At 55.8% G+C, this 13,344-nt stretch carries 9 protein-coding genes; 6 read left to right on the top strand and 3 right to left on the bottom strand.

Features of this window, described 5'->3' with window-relative positions; all coding sequences use genetic code 11:
• Window positions 1–229 precede the first annotated feature (229 nt).
• Window positions 230–1,582, bottom strand: coding sequence for a molecular chaperone (gene yegD, locus KGP25_RS15680; RefSeq protein WP_111968067.1), 1,353 nt, complete (start codon window positions 1,580–1,582; stop codon window positions 230–232).
• A gap of 130 nt (window positions 1,583–1,712) precedes the next feature.
• Here yegD and alkA point away from each other — a divergent pair, with 130 nt between their 5' ends.
• A complete protein-coding gene (gene alkA, locus KGP25_RS15675) occupies window positions 1,713–2,591 on the top strand; it encodes a DNA-3-methyladenine glycosylase 2 (protein WP_223540573.1) in 879 nt (292 codons plus the stop codon).
• Here the strand turns inward: alkA and KGP25_RS15670 are convergent.
• Complete coding sequence (locus KGP25_RS15670; protein ID WP_223539251.1) at window positions 2,550–5,879, bottom strand: diguanylate cyclase; 3,330 nt, start codon at window positions 5,877–5,879, stop codon at window positions 2,550–2,552. The genes alkA and KGP25_RS15670 overlap by 42 nt on opposite strands.
• Before the next feature lie 343 nt (window positions 5,880–6,222).
• On the opposite strand from KGP25_RS15670, the gene udk reads away from it, so the two are divergent.
• The 3 genes from udk to asmA all read left to right on the top strand — a co-directional run bounded on the left by udk (window position 6,223) and on the right by asmA (window position 9,410).
• Window positions 6,223–6,864, top strand: coding sequence for a uridine kinase (gene udk, locus KGP25_RS15665; RefSeq protein WP_008500855.1), 642 nt, complete (start codon window positions 6,223–6,225; stop codon window positions 6,862–6,864).
• A gap of 91 nt (window positions 6,865–6,955) precedes the next feature.
• Window positions 6,956–7,537 carry a dCTP deaminase gene (gene dcd, locus KGP25_RS15660; protein ID WP_024908111.1) on the top strand — a complete coding sequence of 194 codons (582 nt, stop codon included), beginning with the start codon at window positions 6,956–6,958 and terminating at the stop codon, window positions 7,535–7,537.
• A gap of 22 nt (window positions 7,538–7,559) precedes the next feature.
• Window positions 7,560–9,410, top strand: coding sequence for an outer membrane assembly protein AsmA (gene asmA, locus KGP25_RS15655; protein WP_223539250.1), 1,851 nt, complete (start codon window positions 7,560–7,562; stop codon window positions 9,408–9,410).
• A gap of 75 nt (window positions 9,411–9,485) precedes the next feature.
• On the opposite strand, the gene KGP25_RS15650 is transcribed toward asmA, so the two are convergent.
• Window positions 9,486–11,069, bottom strand: a complete 1,584-nt coding sequence (locus KGP25_RS15650; RefSeq protein WP_223539249.1) for a TerC family protein — start codon at window positions 11,067–11,069, stop codon at window positions 9,486–9,488.
• Between the two features lie 684 nt (window positions 11,070–11,753).
• Here KGP25_RS15650 and KGP25_RS15645 point away from each other — a divergent pair.
• Together KGP25_RS15645 and wzb are read left to right on the top strand one after the other, a co-directional pair.
• A complete protein-coding gene (locus tag KGP25_RS15645) occupies window positions 11,754–12,893 on the top strand; it encodes a polysaccharide export protein (protein WP_008499413.1) in 1,140 nt (379 codons plus the stop codon).
• Window positions 12,894–12,899: 6 nt separating this feature from the next.
• A complete protein-coding gene (gene wzb, locus KGP25_RS15640) occupies window positions 12,900–13,343 on the top strand; it encodes a low molecular weight protein-tyrosine-phosphatase Wzb (protein ID WP_045908628.1) in 444 nt (147 codons plus the stop codon).
• The last annotated feature ends 1 nt before the right edge of the window (window position 13,344 follow it).

The following is a 13,344-nucleotide window of genomic DNA, read 5'->3' as shown; positions in this document are numbered from 1 at the left end:
CTAGTTTAGTCAGGCAACACAGCGGAAAAATGGAGGAAATATGGAAGACTGTCGGGAATTGTCTGAGTGTTGCCGGGTGACGCTTAGCTTACCCGGCCTACAAGGTAAATGCGAACGGCAACGGAAGTTGCCGTTTTTGGTGTTTTGTGGGAGAGGGCACCAGACCGCACCACAACAACACACGTTTTGAAGGCCGGGTAAGGCGAAGCCGCCACCCGGCACAAACGCACTAGCTAAACATCACCTGCGCCCAGCGTGCCAGACCGGCGGTAACGGAGCCAAAGTCATCACCACCCGCAATCGGAATACCCGGCAGCTGTTCGGCCAGCGCTTTCTTGATTAGCGGCGAACGGGCGCTACCGCCGGTCAGGTAAATCACGTCCGGCTTCTCTTTGCCGTTCTCCAGTGCGAGCTGCACCTGTTCCAGAATTCGCTGTAGCGGCTGGGCAAGCGCCGTCTCCAGCCCGTCCTGCGAAATGGCGGTGGCCAGTTCGTCACTGATAAACGGCAGGGAGACTGCATGTTCAGCGCGGTCGGAAAGGGCGATTTTGCTCTCTTCAGCCGTACGCACCACGCGGTAGCTCAGACGCTGGCGCCACACTTTATAGAGCAGGGCGACTTTTTCGCCATCCTGGGCATCACGCACCAGATCGTTAAGGAAGCGGCCGTTGGCGGTGCTGTAAAAATCACTCTGTGCCGGCACGTCGTTGATGGCAATCGCGTTCCACCACGGCAGGATCGGCAGCGCGATGCCTTTTTCCGTTTGCCCGCCCATGCCGAGCAGCGGCATCAGGCTCTTGAATGCCAGGGCGATGTCAAGATCGTTCCCGCCTACGCGGCAGCCGCTGTGTCCCAGCAGGCTGTTTTCACGATCGCGACGGTTATGCCACTGGGGGCCCATCAGCAGCAGCGAGCAGTCCGTCGTGCCCCCGCCGATGTCCACGACTAATACGCGCTTCTCTTCCGTCAGCGTGGCTTCGAAGTCCAGCCCTGCGGCAACGGGTTCATACTGGAATACCACGTCGCGGAAGCCTGCGCGGTGCGCCGCGCGTTCCAGGATCCCCTGCGCCTGCTGGTTGGCCTCGTCGCCGCCCAGCCCCTGGAAGTTGATCGGACGGCCAATCACCGCCTGGGTAATCGCCTCTGGGACCTGCGTCTGCGCCTGGTTGCGGATGTGCAGCATCATCGCACACACCAGGTCTTCGAACAGCGCGACCTGCTGCGGCTTCAGGCCGCTGGCGCCGAGGAAGGATTTTGGCGACTTAACGAAATAGACCTCTTCGGGGTCTTCAATGTAGTGTCCGAGCGAGGAGAGGCCGAACTGCACGCTGGACGGCGTAACGTCGATATCTTCCTCGCGGTTGAAGCTGACGGCACGGCGTAACAGCGCCTGGGTTTCCGCCGCCGAAGCCGGAACCTGATGGTGGCGGAACAGCCATTCGCTCACCGCTTCACGCGTCGGTGCGCAGAGCATTGACGGCAGCAGCGTGCTCTCTTTTTCCATTTTCAGGAGCCGTGGCTGCCCGTTTTGCATAATCGCAACCGAGCAGTTTGCCGTTCCGTAGTCAAATCCAATAAACACGATGAATCCCCATGCCGGTGAGAAGGGGCGAGACTTTAACGAAATGTCCGCATGGCGACAACAGGAATATGAAAGCAAGGCGAAACAGGACCTTTCCGTTTATGCTGTGAAGAACCCAAAAGGAGAGATGATGTACACCCTGAACTGGCTTCCCCCTTACGACTGGCAGTGGATGTTTGGCTTTCTTGGCGCGCGTGCGGTGACGGGCATTGAAACCGTCACGCACGACTACTACGAGCGCAGTTTTGCCTACGAGGGACATCAGGGGATTTTCCGCGTGACGCCGGATATCGCAACACACACGCTGACCGTGACCCTCAGCCCGGGGTTAATGCCGGTTGCGCAGCCGTGCCTTGAGCGCATCGAACGCCTGTTCGATCTTGCCTGCAATCCGCAGCATATCGCGGAGACGCTGGGCGATCTCGGTGCTGCAAGGCCGGGCTTACGTTTGCCGGGAGCGATGGATGCTTACGAGCAGGGCGTCCGGGCGATTCTCGGGCAGCTGGTGAGCGTGGCGATGGCGGCGAAGCTGGCGTCACGCGTGGTGGCGTTATGCGGTGAACCCGTGGCGGATTGCCCAGGCTATCTCTGCTTCCCCACGCCGCAGGCGCTGGCGGCAGTGGACCCGCTGGCGCTGAAAGCGTTGGGCATGCCGGTAAAGCGCGCGGAGTCGCTGATTCATCTGGCGCAGTCGGTTATCGACGGAACATTTCCGCTTTTCCCGCCCGCGAATATAGAAGAGGGGATGAAGGCGCTACAGCTGCGGCCGGGGATAGGGCGCTGGACGGCAAATTATCTGGCCCTGCGCGGCTGGCAGGCGAAAGATGTGTTTCTGCCGGATGATTACCTGATTAAACAACGCTTCGCCGGAATGACGCCCGCGCAAATTCGTCGTTATGCCGAACGCTGGACGCCGTGGCGCTCCTACGCGCTGTTGCATATCTGGTATACCGACGGCTGGGCACCGTCAGTTGATCGCGAAATAACTGGTGTTGAGCAGAAGATCTAATGGCTGCGGCTCGGCGATGGTGTCACCAAAGATAAAATCGATGCCGATACCGGAGAGCGTATCCATCATGATGGGCTGGTTACAGGGGCCTGCAATGGTTTTCATTCCCAGACGCTGGGCGTGGCCCTGAACAATGGTCACCATCATCTCATCCATTAGATTGCCGTACACGTTGGTTACCACCTCCGCATCCAGCATCAGATAGTCGGCCATGTTCGCGGTCAGGTGGGTAAAGACGTTCATATCGCGTCCCACCTGGCTAAAGATCACGCGGCAGCCCGCCTGGCGGAGCTTTTGCAGACCCCGATGCAGGTTCTTATCCGGATTGCACACCACATCGGCAGAGATAACCAGATGCAGCAGACGGCCCGGCATCGGGCTTTTATCCAGCAGGTCAAGCAATTCATCCACCAGCGTCACGCTGGCTAAACCGGCCTCCGAGAGCGGCAGCGCCACACCCATGCCTTTACTGGCGATCTGGGCGGCTGAGGTGCGGAAAAACTCGCTAAAGATTCGCCTGTCGAGGGCGTGCAGAAGCTCTGGCTCCGCCAGGCCCGAGCGGAAGGCATGCTCTTCCTGAACTTCGCCCTGGCTGGTCCACAGGCGTAACGACAGCAGCCAGAAATTACTGCTCTCAGGGATGCGCGGTGAGGCGACGCTGCGGGCAATCATCATCAGATGATTGTCTTTAATCATGTGCCACTGTTCATCAAGCGACATCATGCTGCGCGTGTGGTGATCCCGCTCCTGCTGGGGTTCATACACTGTCACCATGCCACGTCCGCTGTTTTTTGAGGCGTAACAGGCAATGTCCGCCTGCGACATGATCTCCGACGCCTGATGATTATTTTCATCAATCAGCGTGATGCCGGCGCTGGCGCCGATCCGGTGCAGGCGGCCTTCCCACATAAAGTGATAGTCGTTGATGGCATGAATCAGACGACCGGCGATATAGCGCGCGCTTTCCAGGTTGCAGTCCGGTAACAGTAACCCGAACTCGTCCCCGCCCAGGCGCGCCAGCACGTCGCTGGAGCGGAGCATGGTCAACATCAGGGAAGCCAGTTCCCGCAGCAGGGCATCGCCCGCTGCGTGGCCAGCCGTGTCATTGACGGCTTTGAAGCGATCGAGGTCGATAAACACCAGGGCATGACGCTGGCGCGTTTCACGAACGGTCTGCAGGAGGCGTTTAAGATGATTTTCGAAGCTGACCCGGTTAGCCAGATGGGTCAGGGCATCGTGGGAGGCGCTGTAGCTGAGCTGGCGCAGCATTTTGCGCGACTCGGTCACGTCCTGAATCACGATCACCGAGCCGATATTCTGTCCATCCAGCGTGCTGAGCGGCGTAATGCTGTAGTGGATATCAAAATTGCCGCCGGTACGGCAGTTCAGCACCACGTCCTGATCGATATCGGAACGGGACATATCGCCGCTGTGAATATTCTCCATCAGCGGCCCTTTTTCACCAAAGGTGATGTGCAACACCTTCAGGATCGGCTGACCAATAGCTTCGGTCTGCAGCCAGCCGCTCATTTTCTCGGCGACCGGGTTCATAAAGGTGACGTTCATGTTGATATCGGTGCACAGCACCGCTTCACCGATGGAGTCAAGGGTAATGTGCAGACGCTCTTTTTCCTGGAAAAGCGCCTCGTTAAGCTGCTTAACCTCGGTCATGTCCATGTTGATACCGAGCAGCCGTTCGACTTCCCCCTGCTTATTGAGCACCCGGTTCGCCAGGGAGCGAATATGACGCACGCCTTCCTTCACGCGAATGCGGAATTCCAGCTTAAACGGCAGGCGGGAAATCAGAGAGTCCCGCAGTACCTTCTCTGCGTGGGCGCGATCTTCCGGCAGCATCGTGTCGTGCCAGAGCTGCCAGGTGGGCTTGATGTGCGGCGGAATTTCATACAGCTCAAACATCCGCTTATCCCAGCTGATAACGTCGGGTTCCAGATCCCACTCCCAGATGCCGATGCCCCCTGCTTCGTTTGCCAGGGTGATGCGCTCCATCAGGCGTTTATTGACCCACTCGGTCTGCTTCAGGTCGTTAATGTCTTCAATCTGGGCGATAAAATAGAGCGGCGAGCCGTCGGCATGGCGCACCACGGAGACGGCAAGAAGCGCCCAGACCACTTCCCCGTCGCGCGTGTAATAGCGCTTCTCGAGGGTATAGGTATTGATGTCGCCGTTAATGAGCTGTTCGAGCTGCTCCAGGTCGGTATTCAGATCTTCCGGCCAGGTGAGCTGCTGGAAGGTCAGCGACTGGAGCTCCGTCTGGCTGTAGCCGAGGAAATTGCACAGCGCCTTGTTCGCCTGAAGCCATTTTCCTTCGATGCTGACCAGCGCCATACCGATGGCAGAATATTCCATTGCGTTACGAAAACGCTCTTCGCTTTCGGTGATGTGTTTGCGCTCGGCGCGGAAGGCGTACATCACCATGGTCATGACGTTAGCGGGCAGGAGCAGCATCAGGAACGGCAGCCAGGGGGCGTTTATCATCGGCCCGGCGTGCTGGGTGGTCAGCGCCAGTGGGTTCTGGGCAATCATCAGCGACACAACCATTACGGTGACCAGAAACACCATGAACGCTTCCATCCGCGGCAGGCGCACGGCGCTCCACATCAGCAGAACGATCACGCAGGTGAAGGGCCACGGCAGCCAGGTGATGGCTGCCCAACTGAGGGCTAATGTCACGGCCAGCGTGGTCAGCGTTTCCAGCAGCAACCGCGGATCGCGGTGGCGCAGCAGATAATGCGGCTTAAACAACAGCCCTAGCGGCACCAGAGCCAGCGCGCCAATCGCTTCTGACAATACCCAGACGAAGAAATTACGCAGGGGCTCTGGGCCGGGGGCCAGCAGGGTCACCAGAATACCGCCTACCAGCGGCGGCACCAGCGCGCTGCCGATGGCCACGCGGATCCAGTCGTTCAGATTCTGCAGCGGGTTGTACCATGGGAGCCATTTGCGCAGAAACAGCGCACCGATAGCGGCCTCAATGACGTTGATCGAAGGATAGATGAGGCTGACCGATCCCCAGGAGAACAGCATCCACGAGGCCAGAACATTACCGAACGAGCAGGCCAGGGCAATGCCCGGCCACATTTTTCCGGCATGGCGGTAAAACGCCACCATCATAATGGCGGTGGGGAACCAGAGCGGAGCCAGCAGGGTGCCGAAACGGGTGAGTTCCAGCGAAAATAAGGTAAAGATAAAGGTGACCAGGCCCAGACAGACAAGTCGTGTTAAAGGATGTGGGGTAGTCACCAAAACCCGCTGGTATTGTTTATTCATTACCGCTTTATCCAGAGACGCCATGCCGTCAGGGAAGATGTCCGAACGCGTGAATTTGATAATTTGGTTTATGCTAGTACAAACAATTTACAATTCATATGGTGACCGCTCAGAATTTGACACCACAGACTTATTAAATACTTACTCCGTTAAAAAAAACGGTGAAACGGTGAAAAAATGGTCATTTAAATTTCATTCAGGGAATAAGTTGTCACTTTTCGGCCAGTCTCGCAGAACCTGTGCATTCGACTGGTATCACGCCCGCGAAATCCCTATAATTGCCGCGTTTGACGCTCCGGCGTCGTCCTTCCTTAACATCCAGGTTAATCAGGTCGCTAAATTTATGACTGATAAGTCTCATCAGTGCGTCATTATAGGCATCGCCGGCGCATCGGCTTCAGGTAAAAGTCTAATTGCCAGTACGCTTTATCGCGAACTGCGTGAACAAGTAGGTGATGAGCATATCGGCGTCATTCCCGAAGACAGCTATTACAAAGATCAATCCCATCTGTCGATGGAAGAGCGCGTTAAAACGAACTATGACCACCCAAATGCAATGGATCACAGCCTGCTGTTCCAGCATTTAGAAGCGCTTAAGAGCGGCCAGGCGATTGAACTGCCCGTTTACAGTTATGTCGAACATACCCGCACCCAAGAAACGATCCGCATCGAGCCGAAAAAGGTCATTATCCTTGAAGGCATCCTGCTGCTGACCGATGCCCGCCTGCGTGAATCCATGAACTTCTCGATTTTCGTCGATACCCCGCTGGATATCTGCCTGATGCGCCGCATCAAGCGTGACGTTAATGAACGCGGCCGTTCAATGGACTCCGTGATGGCGCAATACCAGAAAACGGTCCGCCCAATGTTCCTGCAGTTTATTGAACCCTCCAAACAATACGCCGATATTATCGTGCCGCGCGGGGGTAAAAACCGCATTGCGATTGATATCTTAAAAGCGAAAATCAGCCAGTTTTTTGAATAAGCCGCGTGAATTGTGTACCGTTCAGAGATAACCTGGTTTTACCCTGAGCGCTTACCGACTCAGGGTACGTTGCATGAAAGGAGAAAGAGGCGTGCGTCTTTGTGATCGCGATATAGAAGCCTGGCTGGATGAAGGCCGTTTGTCTATTACCCCGCGTCCACCTGTTGAGCGTATCAATGGGGTTACCGTTGATGTCCGGTTGGGGAATAAATTCCGCACCTTTAGCGGCCATACCGCACCGTTCATCGACCTCAGCGGTCCGAAGGACGAAGTCAGCGCCGCGCTCGATCGCGTGATGAGTGATGAAATCGTTATCGACGACGGCGAAGCCTTTTATCTGCATCCGGGAGAACTGGCGCTGGCGGTTACATTTGAATCCGTCACCCTGCCTGCGGACCTCGTCGGCTGGCTTGATGGCCGCTCTTCGCTGGCGCGACTGGGGCTGATGGTACACGTGACCGCGCACCGTATCGATCCAGGCTGGTCAGGACGTATCGTGCTGGAATTCTTCAATGCCGGTAAATTGCCGCTGGCGCTTCGTCCGGGCATGATGATCGGCGCGTTGAGTTTTGAACCGCTGTCAGGCCCGGCAGACAGGCCGTATAACCGCCGCCAGGACGCAAAATATCGCGACCAGCAGGGTGCGGTTGCCAGTCGTATTGATAAAGACTGATCGTTAGTCCATTGAGGATGCCATGAGAAGAGTTCTGACAACGCTGATGATTTTGCTGGTGGTGCTGGTGGCTGGCCTTTCGGCGTTGGTTCTGCTGGTTAACCCCAATGACTTCCGCGCTTACATGGTGCGGCAGGTCGAGGCACGCAGTGGTTATCAACTGAAGCTTGATGGGCCGCTGCGCTGGCACGTCTGGCCGCAGCTCAGTATTCTCTCTGGCCGCATGTCGCTCACGGCGCCGGGGGCATCCCAGCCGCTGGTTTCCGCAGACAACATGCGCCTTGATGTGGCGCTGATTCCGCTCATTTCCCATCAGCTGCAGGTGAATCAGGTGATGCTGAAAGGCGCGGTGATTCAGCTCACCCCGCAAACCGAGGCCGTGCGTGCTGCTAACGCGCCGGTGGCACCGCGCGAAAACACCCTGCCTAATGAGCCGTCTGATACAGGCTGGTCCTTTGATATTGGCAAACTGAAAGTGGCCGATAGCGTACTGGTTTTCCAGCATGAGCACGAAGAGCAGGTCACCGTTCGCAACATTAACCTGCAGATGGAACAGGATGCACACCATATTGCGTCGGTGGAATTCAGCGGGCGCGTGAACCGCGATCAGCGCGATCTGACCCTGTCGCTGAATGCCAGCGTTAACGCGTCAGACTATCCGCACCAGCTCACCGCCGACATTCAGCAGCTTGACTGGCAGCTGACGGGGGCCGATCTTCCTACCCAGGGGATCTCCGGGCAGGGGACGCTGCAGGCCGTGTGGCGCGAGGAACAAAAACAGCTGGAGCTGGATAACCTCAACCTGCAGGCAAATGACAGTAGTCTGAAAGGGCAGGCCAGCGTCACGCTCGAAGAAAAGCCGAAGTGGGTGCTGAATCTGCAGTTTGACAAGCTCAACCTGGAAAATCTGTTGCCGCCTCTGCCAGCCAGCGCCACGGACAGCAATGCGGCGCAGACGGGGCAAAGCCAGGCAGCGGTATCACGCCCGGTTATTTCGTCGAATCTCGATCAGTCTGACTATAACGCCCTGCGCGGACTCACGGCGGATATTCTGCTGAAAGCCACTAGCCTGCGCTGGCGCGGCATGGACTTTACCGACGTGAGCAGCCAGATGTTTAACCATAACGGTTTGCTGGTGATCTCCGAACTGAGTGGCAAGATGGGCGCAGGGCACCTCTCGCTGCCCGGCACGCTGGATGTCCGTAAAGACGTTGCCAGCGCCGAATTCCAGCCGCGTCTCGATAACGTTGAGATAGGAACCATCCTGAACGCGTTTAACTACCCGATATCCCTGACGGGGCAGTTGACGCTGGCGGGGGACTTCTCCGGCACGAAAATTGATGCCGAGGCTTTCCGTCGCGAGTGGCAGGGACAGGCGCATCTTGATCTGAAAAACTCCCGTATGGAAGGGCTCAACTTCCAGCAGCTGGTGCAGCAGGCGGTAGAGCGCAGCAGCGATGTGAAAGCCCAGGAGAACTACGACAGCGCCACGCGACTCGACAGCTTCACCACGGACCTGACGCTGGACAAGGGGCAACTCTCTCTCGACGGAATGCAGGGTACCTCTTCACTCTTATCATTGACGGGCGAAGGTAAGCTGGATCTGGTCAAAGAGACGGCGGACACGCGCTTTAACGTGCGGGTACTTTCCGGCTGGCAGGGAGAAAGTAAGCTCATCGACTTCCTGAAAGAGACGCCGGTCCCATTGAGCGTATACGGCAAATGGCAGGCTCTGAATTATAGCCTCCAGGTGGATCAGATCCTGCGCAAGCATCTGCAGGATGAAGCGAAACGTCGACTGAGCGGCTGGGCGGATCGTAATAAAGATTCGCAGGACGGCAAGGATGTGAAGAAACTGCTGGATAAGCTGTGATGCCTGTTGCGCCGGGTGGCGGCTTCGCCTTACCCGGCCTACAAAAGCCTGACGCCGTTGCGCCACCCGGCTTTTTTACACCTCAAAATCCAGCTCTTCCTCATCCCGCAGCGGTATCAGCTGAACTTTCTGCACGCGATGGTTTTCAATTTGTAGCGTTTTAAGCAGATAGTCGCCTACCTGAACCTCTTCCCCCGGCTGCGGGATACGCTGCAGATACTCCATCAGCAGACCGGCAATGGTGTGATATTCCCGCTTTTCGTCCAGCGGCAGCGGGACATATTGCACCAGATCTTCCAGCGGCATATGGCCGTTTGCCGTCCACGAGCCGTCGGCGTTTTTCTGAATGTCGTGGCGGGCATCAATCTCATCCACCTCGTTTGGCAGATTACCGGCAATGGTTTCCATCACGTCGCTGAGCGTGACCAGTCCTTCCACCGAACCAAACTCATCCACCACAAAGGCAAAGTGGGTCCGCGCGTTACGGAACTGCTCAAGGGCGGAAAGCAACGGCAGCCCCTCCGGGAAGACCAGCGGCTGGCGAACCAGGACGCGGAGATTGAGCGGCTCGCCGTGAAGCTGCTGCTGGAGCAGGTCAATGACGTGCACCACGCCCAGCAATTCCTCTTCCGCTTCCCCGCCGGTCACCACCACGCGTGTGTGCTGGTTTTTATCCAGCAGGGCGCGAATATGCGCTTCCGGGGCCGTCAGGTCAATATGCTCTATATCATGCCGCGACGTCATAATGCTGCTGACCGTACGCTGGTTAAGATTGAGCACCCGCTCAATCATCCGTCGTTCCTGCGGGTCAAAGATCTGCCCGTCACTGTGGTCGGCCAGCATGGCGGAGGATTCGGCGTCCAGCTCTGCATCCTCTTTCTTACCGCTTAACAGGCGCATGACCGTGTCGGCCGTACGCTGACGCAGCGTCTGATTTGCGGAAAGGAAGCGGCGGCGGTTGAATATCGCAAGCTGGTTAAGCGCTTCAATCATGACGGAGAACCCGATGGCGGCATACAGGTAGCCTTTCGGAATATGGAAGCCAAAACCGTCGGCCACCAGGCTAAAGCCAATCATCAGCAGGAAGCTCAGACAGAGGATCACGATGGTGGGGTGACTGTTCACAAAACGGGTCAGTGCCTTGCTGGCCATAACCATCAGCGTGATGGCAATAATGACCGCGGCCATCATCACCACAAGATGGTCCACCATCCCGACGGCGGTGATCACCGAGTCCAGGGAGAAGACCGCATCCAGCACCACGATTTGCGCGACCACCGGCCAGAATTTTGCCCCGCGGCGCTGGGTCGGGTTCTCACTGTCTTTGCCTTCCAGCCGCTCGTTGAGCTCCACGGTGGCTTTGAACAGCAGGAACAGGCCGCCGAAGAGCATGATCAGATCGCGGGCGCTAAAGCTCAGACCGTGGATGGAGAACAGAGGCTGAGTGAGCGTGACCAGCCAGGAAATAGAGGCCAGCAGCAGTAACCGCATGACCATCGCCAGCAGCAACCCCGTTACGCGCGCGCGATCGCGCTGGGAAGGGGGCAGTTTTTCAGCGAGGATGGCGATAAAAACCAGATTATCAATCCCGAGCACCAGCTCGATGACGACCAGCGTAACCAGCCCGGCCCAGATTGAGGGATCGGCAATCCATTCCATAGTAGTAGCAATACCTTCTGTAACATGACGAATGACACAATTCGATCATGGATAAAGCTGGGGGAAATTGCAATGTCAGTATGAGATTTCTCTCAATAATCATTAAATTAATAATACCGGGAATAATAAGTCTAATTCATCAAGAAAGTCTGTATTTATCTGAAATAACAAAATTAAGAAATATCGCATTAAAAGATGTTCAATGATAACGCTGTCAATATAAAGAAATTCTTAAAAATAAACTGCTTTTCTAAACAAATTCTTAAAATTTGGTGTTCGGAAGCCGTTTTCTTGCCTGTTCTGGGATTAGCTGTTACAAGATTAATAGCCTGAAAAAGGATATCTTCTGTTACTGGTTGTTGTTTTTTTTTGAGCGACTAACGAAATAGTGCCTGCGTATTATGAATGCTCCATTTATTTCAAATGCAAAAAATCTGGCGATTTTTTGCCTGCAATTCATCGTGTTATAGCGTATTGGTAGCTGGAAGCCAAGGGCGGTAGCGTGCCTGGATGTGTGTGGATGAGCCATGATTCCGTTGTCAACAGTGACTGGCCAAATAACGTTTTTTTTAGGAATGATGCTAGTTATATTTTTATTTAATTAGCTACATTCTTAATGCATTTTAGATTCACACGTATTTAAATTGCACAGGATAATTACTCTGCCAAAGTGATAAATAATCAATGATGAACTCCAAAATGAAATTGATGCCATTATTGGTGTCTGTGACCTTGATGAGCGGTTGCACTGTCTTTCCCGGCAGCAATATGTCAACAATGGGCAAGGATGTGATCAAGCAACAGGATGCCGATTTTGATCTCGACAAAATGGTGAATGTTTATCCACTTACGCCTCGTCTGGTCGAACAATTACGCCCACGTCCAAACGTTGCCCAGCCGAATATGTCACTGGACCAGGAAATCGCGTCCTACCAGTATCGCGTAGGGCCAGGAGACGTCATTAACGTGACCGTCTGGGACCACCCCGAACTGACCACGCCAGCGGGCCAGTACCGTAGCTCAAGCGACACCGGTAACTGGGTGCAGTCAGATGGCACCATGTTCTATCCCTACATTGGTAAAGTCCATGTGGCAGGGAAAACGCTTGCCGAGATCCGTAGTGATATTACCGGCCGCTTAGCGCAGTACATCGCCGACCCGCAGGTGGACGTTAATATCGCCGCATTCCGCTCGCAAAAAGCCTACATCTCCGGCCAGGTGAACAAATCCGGTCAGCAGGCTATCACCAACGTTCCTCTGACCGTGCTGGATGCCATTAACGCCGCGGGCGGGTTAACCGACGGCGCCGACTGGCGCAACGTGGTTCTGACCCACAACGGGAAGGAGCAGCGCATTTCGCTTCAGGCGCTGATGCAAAACGGCGATCTGACCCAGAACCGCCTGCTTTACCCGGGCGACATCCTCTATGTACCACGCAATGACGATCTCAAAGTCTTCGTGATGGGTGAAGTGAAGAAACAAAGCACCCTCAAGATGGACTTCAGCGGTATGACGCTGACCGAAGCGCTGGGCAATGCTGAGGGTATCGATCTGACGACCTCTAACGCGACCGGCATCTTCGTGATCCGTCCGCTGAAAGGTGAGGGCAGCGCGAAAGGCAAGATTGCCAACATCTACCAGCTGGATATGTCCGATGCGACCTCTCTGGTGATGGCGACGGAGTTCCGTCTCCAGCCATACGATGTGGTGTATGTCACTACCGCACCGGTTGCCCGCTGGAACCGTCTGATCAACCAGTTGCTGCCAACCATCAGTGGCGTTCGCTACATGACGGATACGGCGCGCGACATTCATACCTGGTAATCCGCGATGTTTAACAAAATTCTGGTGGTATGCGTGGGGAACATTTGCCGTTCCCCTACGGCTGAACGGTTGTTGAAACACTACCAGCCCGAACTGACCGTTGATTCGGCAGGGCTGGGTGCACTGGTCGGTAAAGGTGCCGATGAGCGCGCAACGATCGTGGCGCGGGATCATCACCTCTCTCTCGACGGGCATGTTGCCCGCCAGGTCACTGGCCGCATGTGCCGCGAGTATGACCTGATTCTGGCGATGGAAAAACGCCATATTCATGCGCTGTGCGATATCGCTCCGGAGATGCGCGGTAAGGTGATGCTGTTTGGACACTGGGACAATGAACGTGAAATCCCCGATCCCTACCGCAAAAGCCATGAGGCCTTTGAGGCGGTTTACACCTTACTTGACCAGTCTGCCCAACAGTGGGCGCAGGCACTGAAAGCTCAGCAGGGATAAC

It is taken from the genome of Enterobacter sp. JBIWA003 (assembly GCF_019968825.1).
In the GTDB taxonomy this organism is placed as follows: domain Bacteria; phylum Pseudomonadota; class Gammaproteobacteria; order Enterobacterales; family Enterobacteriaceae; genus Enterobacter; species Enterobacter quasiroggenkampii.
Note: the sequence above shows the minus strand (reverse complement) of the source record. Positions and strands in the feature narration are given on the sequence as shown.